This window comes from Bacillus mycoides, assembly GCF_000832605.1.
In the GTDB taxonomy this organism is placed as follows: Bacteria; Bacillota; Bacilli; order Bacillales; family Bacillaceae_G; genus Bacillus_A; species Bacillus_A mycoides.
This window is the reverse complement of sequence record NZ_CP009692.1, coordinates 999,125-1,015,023: the sequence shown is the minus strand read 5'-3', so window position 1 is coordinate 1,015,023 and position 15,899 is coordinate 999,125. Positions and strand designations below refer to the sequence as shown.

Annotated in this window: 19 protein-coding genes; 2 read left to right on the top strand and 17 right to left on the bottom strand. The window is 37.3% G+C overall.

The features are described from left to right. Nucleotides 1–37 precede the first annotated feature (37 nt). The 6 genes from BG05_RS06980 to BG05_RS06950 form a co-directional block, all read right to left on the bottom strand. Nucleotides 38–382 carry a hypothetical protein gene (locus BG05_RS06980; protein ID WP_002015939.1) on the bottom strand — a complete coding sequence of 115 codons (345 nt, stop codon included), beginning with the start codon at nt 380–382 and terminating at the stop codon, nt 38–40. 152 nt (nt 383–534) lie between these two features. After that, complete coding sequence (locus BG05_RS06975) at nt 535–843, bottom strand: thioredoxin family protein (RefSeq protein ID WP_003192187.1); 309 nt, start codon at nt 841–843, stop codon at nt 535–537. A gap of 3 nt (nt 844–846) precedes the next feature. Continuing rightward, complete coding sequence (locus BG05_RS06970; RefSeq protein ID WP_000640865.1) at nt 847–1,191, bottom strand: toprim domain-containing protein; 345 nt, start codon at nt 1,189–1,191, stop codon at nt 847–849. A gap of 618 nt (nt 1,192–1,809) precedes the next feature. After that, nucleotides 1,810–2,193, bottom strand: a complete 384-nt coding sequence (gene gcvH / locus BG05_RS06960; RefSeq protein WP_000026895.1) for a glycine cleavage system protein GcvH — start codon at nt 2,191–2,193, stop codon at nt 1,810–1,812. A gap of 41 nt (nt 2,194–2,234) precedes the next feature. Then, complete coding sequence (locus BG05_RS06955) at nt 2,235–2,600, bottom strand: arsenate reductase family protein (protein WP_002129756.1); 366 nt, start codon at nt 2,598–2,600, stop codon at nt 2,235–2,237. Between the two features lie 648 nt (nt 2,601–3,248). Continuing rightward, entirely contained in the window at nt 3,249–3,776 is a 528-nt protein-coding gene (locus BG05_RS06950) for a hypothetical protein (RefSeq protein ID WP_002184725.1), read from the bottom strand. 144 nt (nt 3,777–3,920) lie between these two features. On the opposite strand from BG05_RS06950, the gene BG05_RS06945 reads away from it, so the two are divergent. Beyond that, nucleotides 3,921–4,568, top strand: a complete 648-nt coding sequence (locus BG05_RS06945; protein ID WP_002129758.1) for a phosphatase PAP2 family protein — start codon at nt 3,921–3,923, stop codon at nt 4,566–4,568. A gap of 54 nt (nt 4,569–4,622) precedes the next feature. Here BG05_RS06945 and BG05_RS06940 read toward each other — a convergent pair whose 3' ends face one another. From BG05_RS06940 to BG05_RS06920, 5 genes are all read right to left on the bottom strand, one after another. Continuing rightward, nucleotides 4,623–5,636, bottom strand: a complete 1,014-nt coding sequence (locus BG05_RS06940) for a PTS sugar transporter subunit IIC (protein WP_000666164.1) — start codon at nt 5,634–5,636, stop codon at nt 4,623–4,625. A 22-nt stretch (nt 5,637–5,658) separates the two neighbouring features. Then, nucleotides 5,659–6,609 (bottom strand): L-lactate dehydrogenase, encoded by a 951-nt coding sequence (locus BG05_RS06935; RefSeq protein WP_002129760.1) that lies wholly within the window; start codon nt 6,607–6,609, stop codon nt 5,659–5,661. Nucleotides 6,610–6,856: 247 nt separating this feature from the next. Beyond that, nucleotides 6,857–7,105, bottom strand: a complete 249-nt coding sequence (locus tag BG05_RS06930; protein ID WP_002015950.1) for a spore coat protein — start codon at nt 7,103–7,105, stop codon at nt 6,857–6,859. 13 nt (nt 7,106–7,118) lie between these two features. Beyond that, on the bottom strand, nt 7,119–7,304 hold the full coding sequence (locus tag BG05_RS06925; RefSeq protein ID WP_001180550.1) for a hypothetical protein: 186 nt from the start codon (nt 7,302–7,304) through the stop codon (nt 7,119–7,121). A 147-nt stretch (nt 7,305–7,451) separates the two neighbouring features. Next, the gene (locus BG05_RS06920; protein WP_002184721.1) at nt 7,452–8,168 is read right to left on the bottom strand and encodes a CPBP family intramembrane glutamic endopeptidase; all 717 of its coding nucleotides are present in this window, start codon (nt 8,166–8,168) and stop codon (nt 7,452–7,454) included. A 241-nt stretch (nt 8,169–8,409) separates the two neighbouring features. On the opposite strand from BG05_RS06920, the gene BG05_RS31835 reads away from it, so the two are divergent. Beyond that, a complete protein-coding gene (locus BG05_RS31835) occupies nt 8,410–8,538 on the top strand; it encodes a hypothetical protein (RefSeq protein ID WP_002112689.1) in 129 nt (42 codons plus the stop codon). Nucleotides 8,539–8,565: 27 nt separating this feature from the next. Here BG05_RS31835 and BG05_RS06915 read toward each other — a convergent pair whose 3' ends face one another. The 6 genes from BG05_RS06915 to BG05_RS06890 form a co-directional block, all read right to left on the bottom strand. Beyond that, nucleotides 8,566–9,288 carry an MBL fold metallo-hydrolase gene (locus tag BG05_RS06915; RefSeq protein WP_016127713.1) on the bottom strand — a complete coding sequence of 241 codons (723 nt, stop codon included), beginning with the start codon at nt 9,286–9,288 and terminating at the stop codon, nt 8,566–8,568. Between the two features lie 62 nt (nt 9,289–9,350). Beyond that, entirely contained in the window at nt 9,351–9,638 is a 288-nt protein-coding gene (locus BG05_RS06910; RefSeq protein WP_016127712.1) for a DUF2178 domain-containing protein, read from the bottom strand. Then, nucleotides 9,635–9,862 carry a helix-turn-helix transcriptional regulator gene (locus BG05_RS06905; protein WP_002184716.1) on the bottom strand — a complete coding sequence of 76 codons (228 nt, stop codon included), beginning with the start codon at nt 9,860–9,862 and terminating at the stop codon, nt 9,635–9,637. Before BG05_RS06905 ends, BG05_RS06910 begins: the two co-directional genes overlap by 4 nt. Nucleotides 9,863–9,992: 130 nt before the next feature. Then, a complete protein-coding gene (locus BG05_RS06900) occupies nt 9,993–11,777 on the bottom strand; it encodes an acyl-CoA dehydrogenase family protein (RefSeq protein ID WP_002184715.1) in 1,785 nt (594 codons plus the stop codon). 383 nt (nt 11,778–12,160) lie between these two features. Beyond that, entirely contained in the window at nt 12,161–13,333 is a 1,173-nt protein-coding gene (locus tag BG05_RS06895) for an acetyl-CoA C-acetyltransferase (protein WP_001206332.1), read from the bottom strand. Nucleotides 13,334–13,354: 21 nt separating this feature from the next. Beyond that, on the bottom strand, nt 13,355–15,736 hold the full coding sequence (locus BG05_RS06890) for a 3-hydroxyacyl-CoA dehydrogenase/enoyl-CoA hydratase family protein (protein WP_002184714.1): 2,382 nt from the start codon (nt 15,734–15,736) through the stop codon (nt 13,355–13,357). Nucleotides 15,737–15,899: the final 163 nt, after the last annotated feature.

Genomic DNA, 15,899 nt, shown 5'->3' with positions numbered 1-15,899 from the left:
CAACAGAAATTTCCGTAAAAAAAGAAACTTCAGAATTTTAAGCTCCGACTGACATCGGTTTACATATATGAAACATCGATTCAACTAATAACATCGTTCGATACGTTCCAGAATATTGTACCCGTCCATCACTCATTAACTTTTGCAACCTCATATTTCCAGTCACTAATTTTTGTACATCCTCTTCCTCTAAACAAACGATTTGTTCCGTTCCTCTCGCCTCTTTCAAAAGTTCTATATAATCTCTTGAAATTTGTAACGAACAGCATTCATCTCCAAAACGAAAATTAACAGTTCTTTCTCCTTGCCTTAAAAGCGGTTCTAAATGATATTGACCATTAGCGTAATTTACAAATGATTGAAGCAAAGAATATAATTTCATCCTAAACCACATCCCTCATATCACTTTCTATTACATACCATTCCCTCTTATTAAAGGGCAATCCTGTTATTTTCGCTCGACAAATACTGTATCTATCACGCATGTCGACATATTTCCCAAGAAATATGTCGAGGCGGCAAAAACTTTGCCGCCTACTTTAATTCCGTATATAAATATTCAACCGAATGAAATGCATATATTTTCTTCATCAGTGTCCCATTTTCAAAAATAAGTAAACACGGTACACTTTCTATCCCATACTCTTTCGATAAATGCGGGGCATAATTTAAATCTAACATTCCAATTTTCAAATCTTCAATCGTCATCTCAACGACCGTTAACATCTTCTTTGCCAATTGGCATGTTCCACACATTGGTGTATACACATATAACACTGTTTTTTCTTCATTTCCTATTAGGGCTGTAGCTTCGGCACCTGTCCAATCAATCACTTCTATCATTCCTTACCGTAAATATTCTGTATAAACGTCAATGTCTGCTCCCCATAATACATTTGCTAAATGTGAAGAAGGTGCAGTCGCCACCTCGCGATACGAGCGATCAATATAAATATGCTCTGCTTGCGGAAATTCTTTTCGGAATTGTTTCCTTAACTTTTCTCCTGCATCATCAGCATCCACTAGCACATATACGTCCTTATCAAAAAATTGATCAATGAGCTCATCCATTTTCGACAAACCAATTGTACCATTTGTACAAACAATTTCCACTGGTTCACGAATAATAGATTCAATCTTTCTTCTATCCGATTTACCTTCTACAATAATGACTTTTTCCACATAAATCATATGTCATCACCCGATCACCATATACTATACAACCTTTAACTTAGTATATAGTATATTCGTTATTTTCATGTTGTTTCCTGTTTATTTTTGCAAAAGAAAAGCGGAAGCGGCTCGTTCAGAACAGGAGGGCATTGGAACTCCTGAACTAGAGGCGCTTTTTGCCTCAAGTGAAGGAGTGAAATGACCGACTGTTCTAGCCGCTGGAGCTGGACAATAAAGAAAAGCGGAACCGACTGTTTAGCCCTGTTGGCTAAGGTTCTTTCGTACAGAAGACGCTTTTTGTCTTCTCGTACGGAAGGTTCTTAGACATGAAGGGCTAGGAGGTGGAGCTAGACAATGAAAAGCGCAAGCGGCTCGTTCAGAACAGGAGGGCACCCGAACTCCTGAACTTGAGGCGCTTTTTGCCTCGCAGGAAGACGCGAAGCCACCGAACAATCTAGCCGCTGGAGCTGGATCATAACGAAAAGCTCAAGCGGCTTGCTCAGCATGAAGCCTACATGAAAAAAGTTTTTCAAAAACGTTCTCCTACATAATAATTAATATATATGTTTTTAAATTCATTATGTACACAACATAAAAAAGGACAGCACAAAGGCTGTCCTTTTTCTTCGACTATAATTAGTCTTGGTTTGTCATTTCTGCATATTTTTCTGCAGTTAATAACTTCTCAACTTGGCTTGCATCAGAAAGTTCAACTTTAACCATCCATGCACCCTCGTATGGAGATTCGTTAACTAGTTCTGGTTGGTCACTTAATTCTTCGTTTACTGCTACAACTTTACCACTTACAGGTGCGTATAATTCAGAAACTGTTTTAACAGATTCTACGCTTCCGAATGGCTCGTCAGCTTGGATTGTTGCACCTACTTCAGGAAGTTCAACGAATACGATATCGCCTAACTCACCTTGCGCAAAATGAGTAATACCGATAACAACCGCATTACCTTCTGTTTTTACCCATTCGTGTTCTTCAGAGTAACGTAAATTATTTGGAATGCTCATGACTGTACCTCCAGTGAATGTATTAATTATGTAAAAATACCTTATTGGTACTTTTTCCACACACTTTCAAACTGCTCTTCGTTAAAACCAAGTGTTACACTCGTTCCATCTGTTACAATTGGACGTTTAATCAACATGCCATCAGATGCTAAAAGCTCATACATTTCGTCTTCGCTTGCATCCTTTAACTTATCTTTTAAACCAAGTTCGCGGTAACGCATTCCACTTGTATTAAAGAATTTTTTTAATGGTAATTCACTTTTCTCATGTAAATTACGTAAATCTTCTTTTGACGGTGGATTTTCAACAATATGAATCATCTCATATGCTACATCGTTTGCCTCAAACCATTTCTTTGCTTTTTGACATGTGCCACATTTTGGATATGAATAAAATGTTACTGTCATAAATTCACCTACTTTTTTACTAACCTTTACCTTTATCATATAGAAAACATTTTATTATTTCAAACGATTATTCGCTAAACTTTTACTTATTTCGTGATAATTTTTAATAATCCTGCTAATTTTTCTTATTTTTCCGCCATTTATTAAGAAAAAATAAATATATAATTTTTTAAAAATTTTTTCTCATCCCACGCCGAACATATATCTTAAACAAACGTTTGATTAATTTCATATTTTTCTACCTCAACCTTCGGAATACGTAGATTCTTTTATACCGAACATATACCTTAAACAAACGTTTGATTAATTTCATGTTTTTCTACCCCAACCTTTGGAATACATGAATTCTTCCATACCGAACATACCTCTTAAACAAACGTTTGATTAATTTCATGTTTTTCTATATCACCTTTGGAATACATGATTTTCTATACCGAACATATATCTTAAACAAACGTTTATCCCGCTATTAACGGGCAGTAAGACTCCCACCTCGAAATTCGGCAAATGCGAGGAAGTTAGGTGGGAGATAACTGCCCGTAAAAGCCCGATTGGTGCGGGCTAATAATCAGTGGGGGATGGACACCCCCCACTGATTAAAGTTTCACTTTATTTAAAAAATAAGAAGTCCTTTTACAGGCTCCTTCATCATCGACTTAAATAGTCCGAAATGGTTTGAAATACTACTATATACATATTATGAATACTTTCTTCTGTATTTCCACCATTCAATAAACCTACTCCCCATTGTTGCCCTTTTCCACTTCCAATATTTGCAAAACCTTGCGCGTACATAGCATTTACATCTTTTCGTGCACTGTTATACTCTATCCCTTTTGTAATAAAAGTTGAATATGATTTATCTTGTAAACCAATAAAAAATACTGGTTTCTTTAGCGATGAAAATACATCTTTATACTGCTCTGTTGAGGCTTCTTGAAAGTGATCTTTCATTATTAGAAAACCATCCACTTCCTTAGCTTTCTTTTCCAATTCCTCTAACTTCACTTTTTCAAACTTTATATTTCTAAATGTATCTTTCGGCTTTTCACCAACAACTCCAATGACGAGTGCTCTCCCGTTATATTCTAAATTCTCTCCTTCTTTATCCTTTGCACACCCAGTACTCACTAGGCATAACAATATAAAAACTAAGAAATACAGTGAACGCTTCATATAGCACCCTCCCCCTCTTTTAAGTCAAGTGACAAAAATGTAAGGTGAATTCAAGAAAATGTAAGTAAAATCGATAGCCCAATTGGATTTTCTATATTATAATCAATTGAATTTATTTACATTACTAAAACATAGGAGATTATCATGAAGAAATTTAAACTTTCATCTCTTCTTCCGTTAAGTTATATACTTCTACTCGTACTCGTAAGTCCCCTTTACGATGTATTAAATAAATCTACTGTTCACGCAGTAGATGTCACAACTGTAGTAGATGATTGGATTCCATTTGTGAAAGCATTTATTATTCCTTACTTACTTTGGTTTCCATACTTATACGGTGCACTTATTTATTACTGTTTTGCTGATCGAAAGCAATATTATGTCACTTTAAGTAGTGTAATTCTTGGAAAACTTGCTTGTTTTTCGATTTATTTTTTTTGGCAGACAACTGTACCACGCCCAACCGTCGTTGGAACAGATGTATTTTCCGAACTAGTCCGCTATATTTATAGTATTGATCATCCAGTAAACTGCTTCCCAAGCATTCATGTCCTTACGACATTTGTAATTATGTTAGCTGCCTTTAAGCGTAGAGAACAGCATACTTTGGAATATTACATCCTTACTTTCTTCGGTACGCTTATTATTTTATCAACATTATTTACGAAGCAGCATGCATTTGTAGACGCCATTTCTGGAATGACGCTTGCAAGCGTACTATACTTTGGTGTTCAGCTATTATTAGCAAAAGAAACCGTACGTGTTCCAGTAAAACAAAATCAAAAAATGTAAAAAAGCAGACTGTGGCTTCAGTCTGCTTTTCTCTATATTAAGGAGATTTTCAAATTAAGATTGCGGTACAGTCATATCACCAGAATGAATACGACCTGCCTTTTTAAGAGCAATGTACAGTATATAAGAAACAGCTACTGGAATGATGATATAAGTGATTACCATCGCTGGGACAACTTCCCACCCTTGGCTGGAAATTAAATTAATTGGTGCGATAAGAGAGCTTAATCCAAGACCTGCAATTTCTTTTCCTGCTTCCAGTTGGAAAATTAGTGCCGATACTGGGCCAACTATTGCACTGGCGACGACAGTTGGGACGAGAATCATTGGATTTTTAGTAATGTTCGGTAACTGCACTTTTGGAGTACAAAGTGCCTGAGCTAATATGCCACCTAAATTATTTTCTTTCGCTGAAATAACAGAGAATCCGATAAATTGAGCAACACATCCTGCAAGTGCTGCACCACCTGCAACACCGTCTAAGCTAAGCGCTATCGCTAACGCAGCTGATGAAGCTGGAGAGATAAGTAACAGTCCCCAAACTACAGCAATCACGATAGAAGCGACGAACGGGCTACCAGCTGAACTATCTTTAATGAATGCTCCAACTGCATTTAAAACTGGGCTAATATTTTGAGCTAACCAAATACCGACTAAACCAGAACCTAATATTGCTGCAAATGGAACGAGCATCATATCTAAAGCAGTTTTTCCGCTTAATCGTTTACCAATATAAACTGCTAAAGTCGCTGTTAATAATGCACCGATTGGTTCACCTGTTTTAATGATGAGACCAGCTTCAGTAATTGAAATGGAACCTGCTCCAATTGCTCCAGCTACCATCGCTGAGAAAATTACGAGTCCGTTTGCACCGAGCATAAAGGCAATCCCGGCTCCAATTGCTGGTGCCATAAGTGATTTTGCAACAACTCCGATTGTAATAAGTAATGGTATATCAACAATTCTTCCTATATTTTCGATCAGTAAACCAATTCCAAGGGATACGAAAATACCCTGTGCGATTCCGGCAGAAGCTTTAAACACACGAGACATTATATATTCCTTCATTTGTTTCACCTTCTCCTATAATTTAGTAACCAATTGTTTTCATATAATCGCGTAAAACATCGTTTGATTTTGCAAAGCGACTTTCTTCATCTTCTGATAAGTTTAGTTCTACCACTTCTCTTATACCATCTCTAGTAATAATTGCTGGTACTCCTGTACAAATATCGTATTCGCCATATTCACCATCTAAAATGGCTGAAACAGCGATAACACGGTGATCATCATTGAAAATTGAGCGAGCAATATAAGCTAAAGAATTTCCGATTCCGTAATAAGTAGTTCCTTTGCGCTTATAAATTTCCCATCCAGCTTTTGCAGTCTTCTCAACAATTTCATCTAAATCTATTTCACCTAAGCGTTCTTTTTGTTCCTCTAAAATTTGCAGAATTGATTTTCCACCAACAGTTACGTGAGACCAAGCAACCATTTGAGAATCACCATGTTCTCCTAATGAATACCCATGAATACTACGAGGATCTACATGTAACATTTCAGATAAAATTGTTCTTAAGCGAGAAGAATCTAGTGATGTACCTGTACCAATCACACGATTTCTAGGTAATCCAGATAGCTTCCACACTTGATATGTAATAATGTCAACTGGGTTCGATGCGAGTAAGAAAATGCCATCAAATCCACTTTCCATTACGCCGCCAACAACACCCTCCATAATCTTAGCGCTGGCTCCTAAAGTGTCTAAACGACTTTGTCCAGGCTTCGGCGCTGGTCCTGCTGTAATAATAACAATGTCCATATCTTTGCAGTCTTCATAGCTTCCGGCATATACTTTTGTTCTTGTATTTGTAAAGTTAATGCAGTGCGATAAATCCATCGCTTCTCCAACTGCACGTTCATGATTTATATCAATTAACAATAGCTCTTCGCAAATCCCTTGGTTTACAATGGAATACGCACAGCTTGATCCAACTAATCCAGTACCGATAATTGCAATTTTTCTTGTGTTTCTATTCATAGCAATCTCTCCTAATTGATCATGTAGTCTATTTCTTTCGTTCTTTACACCCCTAATTATAGAGGTTCTCACGATAGAAACCATGGATACTTTGTGAAATATTGAGCAAAGCTTTTGTCCTTTTTGTGAATTGTTATATTTAATTTTCGTCATATTTGTTACAACTGAAAAAATATTTATTATGTATTTATTGACATATACCAAACAAAAAAACGAGCGAATCCATTCGCTCGTTTCATTCATCACACTATTCCGCACTTAATTGACTTTTCAATTGCTGCACAATCATTGGATTAGCAGGTGCTGCCGGCTTGTAATAACTTTTTTGCTTTGCATATTCATACATATTACGTTGACGCATCTCATCTTGATTACGAATTTGAATTAACGTTTGATGTAACTGTTCGTTATCAGACTGAGAAATATAATTTGCATAACTTGTTAAACTTGAGTTTAACCCTGCTAAATAATCGTTTACCATATCTTTTTCATTCATTTCTCTCTTCCTCCTATCCTAAAAAAGTCATTAATTGCTGTTTCGTATTTCGCGCATCTTGCGCATCCTTTTGTAGCATTTGCTTTAGCTGTGGATCTGTACAAGCCTGTGCATACTGGTCCAATTTGTTAATAATCGTCGCATGACCACCAATTAAATGACGTAAATTTTCTACTTCAAGCTCTGTTAAATTTTGCATAGGATACTCCTACCTTTCTTTGTTCATTCGTCATTAGTATTTGGTTCTTTTTGGATTGTATGCATGAATTAACTTTTCCTACCTATAAACAAAATAAAAGATGCATAGCTAAGCCATCCATCTTTTATGCTAAATATTCGTTCAATTTTATAAAGAGACAATCATACTTATACTCACAAGTAAGTTCCATGCAATATGTAAAATGATACTAGGTACAATAGACTGTGTCTTCTTATATAACATAGCAAATACAATCCCCATAATCGTTGCCGTAATTGGAAAACCACCATGAAAAATCCCAAAAATGAAGGAAGAAATAATGATACCAACTAGAAAACTATATTTCTTTTCAAGAAATCGATACAAAATCCCTCTATATAAAACCTCTTCTTTAACTGGTGTAATTATAGCCACACTTAACACATATATAATGCTTTGTATCACACTATTTTGAAGTGTCTCTCCCCCTAATTGATCTCGTTGCTGCCCTGCACTTTCAAAGCTAAACAGCTCTAACATTACATACTGAGCTAATGCAATGACGATAAAACCTAGTAATAAATACAAGTAGGTTTTCCCACTTTTTAAAACAGATACATCCCAAATGTTCTTAATAAAATGAAGCACTGGTTTATAAGCAAATAAAACAATAGCAACCACAGCCGCATCAAATAGAAGTAAATAATATCCCTCTAAATTAGCACGTAATACCTCTTCTCCAAAAATTCCAAGAGCTAAAGCAAGGAATAATCCCCCCATTAATAGGAACCCCAAAATACTTGCTATCATTACTAATAAATTTTTATATGTTAAATTGTCTATCCTCTCTTCTACGCTATAAGCCTCTAATACTGTTTTACTCATACTATTCCTCCACTTGTTTTAATTCATAATAATCTTTAGTTCTTAATATACATATAAACAACATAACAAAAACCAAAACAAGAATAATATGCAATTTTACATATCACGAAAACTTTGCATTCTATAGATTTAGGAATTAGATTACTATAGAATAATTATTAGATGAAATTCCAAAAATTCCTTATCTATCCATCATAACCCTCGCATCATATAAAACTTATTAATTAAAGGAGAAATGAACATGAAAACACATGACTTCCTTACAGAAATCCAGAAGGGCTCTGAACCTAATCCATATCAAGATCCTATCGCATTTATTTTCCTTTGTTTTTCCTTAGCCATATACACATTTTTAAAACCAGCAAAATAATATCATCTAGCAAAAAGAGCCTCAAAATTATTTGAGACTCTTTCTTGTTAAATTCCTTTCCGCTTCTTCAATCGCCCGTTGCATTTGCACTAACGGATCCTTAATCATCTTCCCATGCCCTGTCGCCAATATAGTCGGCCTATATTCCAGTAATTTCTGAGCGCTTATTAACGCCGTTTCTGCATCCCAAGTACCAAACACAGGGAACGGAAATAACCACTTTATTTGTCCTGCAACGGCCACTCCTCCCCTCGTTTGAAACGCATCTCCAACAACTAGCGCATCATTCCTCGTATCTAAAAACGCCATTGAACCTGGTGTATGACCTGGAGTCTCAATCGCTAAAAGAGAACCAATTCTACCTCCTTCTTGAAGAAGAATATCTGGAATCGTCTTTATCTTTTTGGACACACCCACTTTTATCGGTGTGTTTCGTTCTCCCTTTTGCAGTGCCATATCTCCTTCAAGTAAATGAGCATCTCTTTTAGAAATATAAACCGGAACATCCGGCAATTCTTTCTTTATAACATCAAGCGCTCCTATGTGGTCATCATGAGCATGAGTAATAATAATATTCGTAATCGGTTTACCAATTTTTTGGGCCGATTCTAAAATCTTCTTTCCACAAAATGATAAAGCAGCATCAATTAAAGTTAATCCAGCCTCCTCCTCAACAAAATAACAGTTGATTGGAAATAGATGCGGGAAAAATGCTATTTGATGAACTGTTCCTGCTTTTATTACGCTCATCTCCTGTACCTCCATAAAAAAGAGCCGTTTACAAATACATATGTAAAACAGCCCTTTTCCAGTTAATATTTTCTTTTCAAAACTACAATAGTTAAAGCATAAGAACAAAGTACCCCTGCTAACAAAAATGAATTCGCTAGTTTATATTGTTCGCCTGTCAATGAATATAGATTTCCAATTAAAAAGATAACTAAATATAGAAGTAAAAATACAAATAACGAAATTTTAGCTGCATTCCCCGTAATATGCTCGCCTCTTTCGTCTTCCCCCTCATTCTTCTGAAAACGTGTTGAATATAAAACACCTATTAGTCCTGCTACTGAGATTATTATCCCTACTACAATACTCATTCCGTTTCCCCCTCTATCTTATATTGAAAAACTTCATGAAATTCCTTACCTAAAATACTTGCAATTTCAAAAGCTAAAATTAAAGATGGATTGTAACGATTCGCTTCAATTGAAGCGATTGTTTGTCTACTTACCCCAGCTTGGTTCGCTAAATCCGTTTGTGACCAGCGTTTTTCTGCTCGGAGTACAACGAGATTATTTTGTAACGTTCCACTCTGTTTCATAACCTCTCCTCATTTTACATTATTTTCTATATTCTAATTGTAATTTATTTTTAACATCATGTAAACTATTTTTAACATCAATAAAAATAAAAAACCAGCAGCCAACAGGCCACTGGTTCTCTTTCATCTATTAAACTGTATAACGCTCATCTTCTAAAATTTTCGCAGCAATTTCACGCTTCTTCGGAATTACGTTAAGTGGTGTGTGGCGAGTTAATTTACGTAATGATGATAACATCATGCGCAGCATGTCGCCATTTTCAACTGCGATAAGTGTTTCTTTCGCATCTGCTTCGATTTCGTTGAATGATTCTTGGCAGAATACTTCAGTGTATAACACTTTTTGTTTATTCTTTTCAAGACCAGTTGTTTTAATTGCTTTTTCTGTACGAAGAAGAGCTGATTCCATTGCGTAAAGATTGCTTACGATGTCAGCGATATTCACAAGAATTTCTTGCTCTTTATCTAATGCTTTACCGTATTTTTGAGCTGCTAATCCAGCTACCATTAAACCGATTTTCTTCGCGTTCTTTACTAAATATTTTTGAAGTGCTAATGGCTCATCGCCTACTTCTTCTGGCATCATCATCATTAACTCTTCTTGTAATTTTTGTGCTTTTTGTAGTAATGGTAATTCACCTTTCATCGCTTTACGTAAGAACGTACCTGGTACGATTAGGCGGTTAATTTCGTTCGTTCCTTCGAAAATACGGTTAATACGAGAATCGCGGTACATTCTTTCAATCTCGTACTCTGCCATAAATCCGTAACCACCGTGAATTTGAACACCTTCATCTACTGTATAATCTAACACTTCAGAACCGAATACTTTATTTAAAGAGCACTCGATTGCATATTCAGCGATAGAAGCTGCTACTGCTTTACCGTCTTTTACTTCTTCTTCAGATAATGTGCTCATGCGACTTTCGAATAAACCTACTGTACGATATACAGAGCTTTCAGCTGCATATGTTTTCGCTGCCATATTCGCAAGTTTCTCTTGAATTAATGGGAAGCGAGCGATTGGTTGTTTGAATTGTTGACGTTGATTTGCATATTGTGCTGAAATTTCTACTGCACGTTTCGCAGATCCAACTGTACCAACACCTAATTTATAACGACCGATATTTAAAATGTTGAACGCGATAATATGGCCTTTACCGATTTCACCAAGTAGGTTTTCTTTCGGTACTAACGCATCTTCTAAAATTAACGTACGAGTTGAAGAACATTTAATACCCATTTTCTTCTCTTCAGGGCTTGTAGATACACCAGCATAGTCTTTCTCTACGATAAATGCTGAGAAGTGCTCACCGTCTATTTTTGCGTATACGATAAATACGTCAGCAAATGCAGAGTTTGTAATCCATTGTTTTTCACCATTTAATACGTAATGCGTACCTTCTGCATTTAAACGTGCAGTTGTTTTTGCACCTAATGCGTCAGATCCTGAACCTGGCTCAGTTAATGCGTATGCCGCTAATTTTTCACCAGTTGCAAGTAGTGGTAAATATTTTTTCTTTTGCTCTTCGTTACCGAATAATACGATTGGTAACGATCCGATACCAACGTGAGCACCGTGAGTGATTGCAAAACCACCAGCGCGCGAGAATTTCTCTGCGATTAACGCTGAGCTTACTTTATCAAGACCAATTCCGCCGTACTCTTCTGGTACGTCAGCGCCTAGTAAACCAAGTTCACCAGCTTCTTTTAAAAGACGCACAGAACGATCAAACTCGTGTTGTTCTAAATATTCAAGCTCCGGAAGAACTTCATTTACGATAAAGTCCTCTGTCGTTTTTGCAATCATTTTATGCTCAGATGAAAAATCTTCTGGCGTAAACACTTGATCAATTGTAATTTCCTCTACTAAAAAGCTACCGCCTTTAACCGCATTTCCTACTGTTTTTTCCATGAAAATTTCCTCCTTCATATTTTCATAAGCCGCTTTTCTCATTTTGAAAGAAGCTGGCTCTCATTTTTTTATAAACCTTTGTTGCTTCCATTCTTTGCTTTAGCGCCCTCTTGTTCTGAGCGAGCCGCCTGCGCTTTTTTTATAATCCAGTTCCGGTGGCTAGAACAGTCGGTCGTTTCACCCCTTCCTGTGAGGCAAAAAGCGCCTCTTCGTCAGGGATTCCAACGCCCTCCTGTTCTGAGCAAGCCACCTGCACTTTTTATATAATCCAATTCCAGCGGCTAGAATGTTCGATGGCTTCGCTTCTTCCTACGAGGCAAAAAGCACCTCTACGTCTGAAGCTCCATCCCCCTCACATTCTGAGCGAGCCGCTTACACTTTTTTTATAGTAATTCAAATACTCCCGCTGCTCCCATTCCGCCACCGATACACATTGTTACGATACCGAATTGTTGGTTGCGACGTTTCATTTCGTGAATAAGAGATAGTGTTAGTTTTGCTCCTGTACAGCCAAGTGGATGTCCAAGTGCGATTGCACCGCCGTTTACGTTTACTTTTTCTTCATCTAAACCAAGTTCACGAATAACTTGGATAGATTGAGAAGCAAATGCTTCATTTAGTTCAAATAGACCGATATCAGATAGCTCTAAACCAGCTAATTTTAACGCTTTCGGAATTGCAGCAATTGGGCCAATTCCCATTACTTCTGGTGGTACTCCAGCTACTGCGAATGAACGGAATTTTGCAAGTGGCTTCATGCCATCGCTCACTGCTTTTTCACGATCCATTAATAGTACAGATGCTGCACCGTCACTCATTTGTGAAGAGTTACCAGCCGTTACAGAACCGCGAACGTTAAATGCTGGACGTAATTTACCTAAAATGTCTAGCGTCGTCTCTGCTCTTACACCTTCGTCTTGTGCGAAAATGATTGTTTCTTCTTGCAGTTTGTTGTTTGATCCAACCGAGCGTAACGTCACATCTACAGATACTGTTTCATCCGCAAAGTTCCCTGCAGCTAATGCTTTCGCAGCACGTTGATGACTTCTTACTGCAAATGCATCTTGTTCTTCACGAGAAATTCCATATTTCACAGCAACTTGCTCTGCTGTATGCCCCATACCCATATAATATTCTGGTGCTGCTTCTACAAGGCGACTATTCGGACGAACAACGTGTCCCATCATTGGAACTAAACTCATTGATTCCGCTCCGCCTGATAATACAGCTTCAGAGTGACCAAGCATAATGCGCTCTGCTCCGTAAGCGATACTTTGTAAACCTGAAGAACAGTAACGGTTAATTGTAATAGCTGGAACATCGTAAGAAAGTCCTGCTAGCCCACCGATATTACGAGCCATATTTAAACCTTGCTCTGCTTCTGGCATCGCACAACCGAAAATTAAATCATCAATTGGTCCTTCATAATTCGCACGCTTTAACGTTTCTTTTACTACTAACGCCCCTAGATCGTCAGGACGAACTGTTTTTAATGAACCCCTCTTTGCTTTTCCAATTGGTGTTCTTGCTCCCGCAACAATGACAGCTTCTCTCATGAACGATATCTCCCCTCGTTATTAGTTACGTAATGGTTTTCCTTTTACAAGCATGTGCTGCATTCTTGCTTGTGATTTCATCTCACTTACTAAGCTAATAAATGCTTCACGTTCTACATCTAATAAATACTGCTCATCAACTTCTGTTCCGTACGGCACTTTTCCGCCCGCAATGACATATGCCAGTTTCTTCGCAATGTGCAGATCATGTTCAGAAATGTAACCTGATAAATGCATTGCCTCTGCACCAAGTACAAGCGCTGCATATCCTGTCTCACCAACAACTGGTATCTTTTTGCGGATAGGTGCTTTATAACCTGCTTCATATAAAGAAAGTGCTTTTTGTTTCGCATCATATAGTAAGTGATCACCATTCACACTAATACCGTCTTTATCGCCTAAGAAGTTGTTCGATACAGCTTCTTGTGCTGATGTAGAAACTTTCGCCATCGCTACAGATTCGAATACTTTATTCGCAACTTTTTGTAAGTCAAATTCTACACCGTTTGCCATTTTGTTTAAGTGTTTAATGTATAACTCTTTGTTACCGCCTCCGCCAGGGATTAAGCCAACACCTACTTCTACTAAGCCCATATATGTTTCGCTAGAAGCTTGAATGCTCGCTGCTGGTAAACAAACTTCTGTACCGCCGCCAAGCGTCATACCATATGGCGCCGCTACAACTGGCTTAGAAGAGTACTTAATTTTCGTCATTGCATCTTGGAAGTTTTTCACAACCAACTCAATTTCAAAGTAGTTGTCATCTTGTGCTTCCATTAAGATCATTGCTAGGTTCGCACCAACGCAGAAGTTCTTCGATTGGTTACCGATAACAAGACCTTTATAATTCTTTTCTACTTCATCAACAGCGTAGTTAATCATTTGCGTAATATCCATACCGATTGCATTGCTCTTCGAATGGAATTCTAAGCAAAGGATACCATCGCCTAAATCGATTAAGCTCGCTCCGCTATTTTTCTTTAATACGCCATTTTTCGCTTTTAATTGTTTAAGAGAAATTGCCTTTTTATTACGTTCGATTAGCTTATATTCGCCATTATCGTAATAGTAGCTATCTCCGTTATCGTGTTTGTAGAAAGTAGTGAAACCTTTCTCTAACATTTCTTTCACCCAAGTCGGAACAACTACGCCGTTTTCTTCCATCTTTTGAACGGACTTTTCAACGCCGATTGCATCCCAAACTTCAAATGGTCCTTGCTCCCAGCCGAAGCCCCACTTCATCGCTTGGTCAATTGCAACGATATCGTCAGCAATTTCTTTATGAAGTTTTGCAGAGTATAAAAGAGTTGGTGTGATGATGTTCCATAACAACTCTCCTGCGCGGTCTTTCGCGTATACAAGCGCTTTCAATTTATTCGATAAACCTTTTTCTTGTTTACTTAACTCGATAGATGCAGCTTTTAATTTTTTGCGAGCTTCGTATTCCATCGTTTCAGGATTTAGTTCTAAAATTTCTTTTCCTTGTTTTAAGAAGAAGCCTTGACCTGTTTTGCTTCCAAGCCATTTTTTATCAAGCATGTCATGCATGAAAGCTGGTACTTTAAATACATCACGCTCTTCTTCTTGTACGTTTTCATATACGTTATTTGCAACGTGTACGAATGTATCTAAACCAACAACATCTAATGTACGGAACGTTGCGCTCTTCGGGCGACCAATAAGTGGGCCTGTTACAGAATCAACTTCCCCAATGCTATAGCCGCGTTTTATCATCTCTTGAAGAGTTACTAATAAACCGTACGTACCGATGCGGTTTCCAATAAAGTTTGGTGTGTCTTTTGCGATAACAACGCCTTTTCCAAGAACGTCTTCGCCAAATAGTTTCATGAAGCTTAATACTTGTGGATCAGTTTCTTTCGTCGGTATTACCTCTAGAAGTTTTAAATATCGTGGTGGGTTAAAAAAGTGTGTTCCTAAGAAGTGTTTCTGGAAGTCGTCTGAACGACCCTCTGCCATTTTTTCAACGGAAATGCCTGATGTATTTGAGCTCACAATTGAGCCTGGTTTACGAACAGCATCTACTTTTTCAAATAGTTTCTTCTTTATATCTAAGTTTTCAACTACTACTTCAATAATCCAATCTACATCAGCTAGACGCTCAAGATCATCTTCTAAGTTACCTGCTTCAATCAGTGCTAAATTTCCTTTCACTGTCAGAGGAGCTGGTTTTTGCTTTAATAGTTTTTGCACAGCCGTATTACTAAAACGATTTCTCACACTTTTATGTTCTAATGTAAGTCCCTTCGCCTCTTCTTCTTTCGTAAGCGCAGGTGGTACAATATCAAGCAATAATGTCGGAATACCAATATTAGCTAAGTGTGCCGCAATTCCTGAACCCATTACGCCTGAACCTAGAACAGCAGCCTTTTTAATTTGGAACATCCATTTCTCCCCCTATTCTTGAATGAATGCTCATTCAATTTTTCGACATGAGTCGCAATCAATGAGTGAGCCTCTACTAATAAATATATGATACAGTTTGAATTTTCGCAATATATTTATTGATAAAATTTTCTGAAATAAATATATTTCTTTCATTTGGCTA

Bases quoted from the DNA above. Each gene is read 5' to 3' on its own strand.
- BG05_RS06925 (WP_001180550.1), bottom strand. From the start codon at position 7,304: ATGCAAAATTTAACAGAGCTTGAAGTAGAAAATTTACGTCATTTAATT.
- BG05_RS06900 (WP_002184715.1), bottom strand. From the start codon at position 11,777: ATGGAAAAAACAGTAGGAAATGCGGTTAAAGGCGGTAGCTTTTTAGTA.
- BG05_RS31835 (WP_002112689.1), top strand. From the start codon at position 8,410: ATGAAAACACATGACTTCCTTACAGAAATCCAGAAGGGCTCTGAACCT.
- gcvH (WP_000026895.1), bottom strand. From the start codon at position 2,193: ATGAGCATTCCAAATAATTTACGTTACTCTGAAGAACACGAATGGGTA.
- BG05_RS06890 (WP_002184714.1), bottom strand. From the start codon at position 15,736: ATGTTCCAAATTAAAAAGGCTGCTGTTCTAGGTTCAGGCGTAATGGGT.
- BG05_RS06930 (WP_002015950.1), bottom strand. From the start codon at position 7,105: ATGAATGAAAAAGATATGGTAAACGATTATTTAGCAGGGTTAAACTCA.
- BG05_RS06940 (WP_000666164.1), bottom strand. From the start codon at position 5,636: ATGAAGGAATATATAATGTCTCGTGTGTTTAAAGCTTCTGCCGGAATC.
- BG05_RS06945 (WP_002129758.1), top strand. From the start codon at position 3,921: ATGAAGAAATTTAAACTTTCATCTCTTCTTCCGTTAAGTTATATACTT.
- BG05_RS06895 (WP_001206332.1), bottom strand. From the start codon at position 13,333: ATGAGAGAAGCTGTCATTGTTGCGGGAGCAAGAACACCAATTGGAAAA.
- BG05_RS06975 (WP_003192187.1), bottom strand. From the start codon at position 843: ATGATAGAAGTGATTGATTGGACAGGTGCCGAAGCTACAGCCCTAATA.
- BG05_RS06910 (WP_016127712.1), bottom strand. From the start codon at position 9,638: ATGAGTATTGTAGTAGGGATAATAATCTCAGTAGCAGGACTAATAGGT.
- BG05_RS06905 (WP_002184716.1), bottom strand. From the start codon at position 9,862: ATGAAACAGAGTGGAACGTTACAAAATAATCTCGTTGTACTCCGAGCA.
- BG05_RS06935 (WP_002129760.1), bottom strand. From the start codon at position 6,609: ATGAATAGAAACACAAGAAAAATTGCAATTATCGGTACTGGATTAGTT.
- BG05_RS06915 (WP_016127713.1), bottom strand. From the start codon at position 9,288: ATGAGCGTAATAAAAGCAGGAACAGTTCATCAAATAGCATTTTTCCCG.
- BG05_RS06920 (WP_002184721.1), bottom strand. From the start codon at position 8,168: ATGAGTAAAACAGTATTAGAGGCTTATAGCGTAGAAGAGAGGATAGAC.
- BG05_RS06955 (WP_002129756.1), bottom strand. From the start codon at position 2,600: ATGACAGTAACATTTTATTCATATCCAAAATGTGGCACATGTCAAAAA.
- BG05_RS06970 (WP_000640865.1), bottom strand. From the start codon at position 1,191: ATGATTTATGTGGAAAAAGTCATTATTGTAGAAGGTAAATCGGATAGA.
- BG05_RS06980 (WP_002015939.1), bottom strand. From the start codon at position 382: ATGAAATTATATTCTTTGCTTCAATCATTTGTAAATTACGCTAATGGT.
- BG05_RS06950 (WP_002184725.1), bottom strand. From the start codon at position 3,776: ATGAAGCGTTCACTGTATTTCTTAGTTTTTATATTGTTATGCCTAGTG.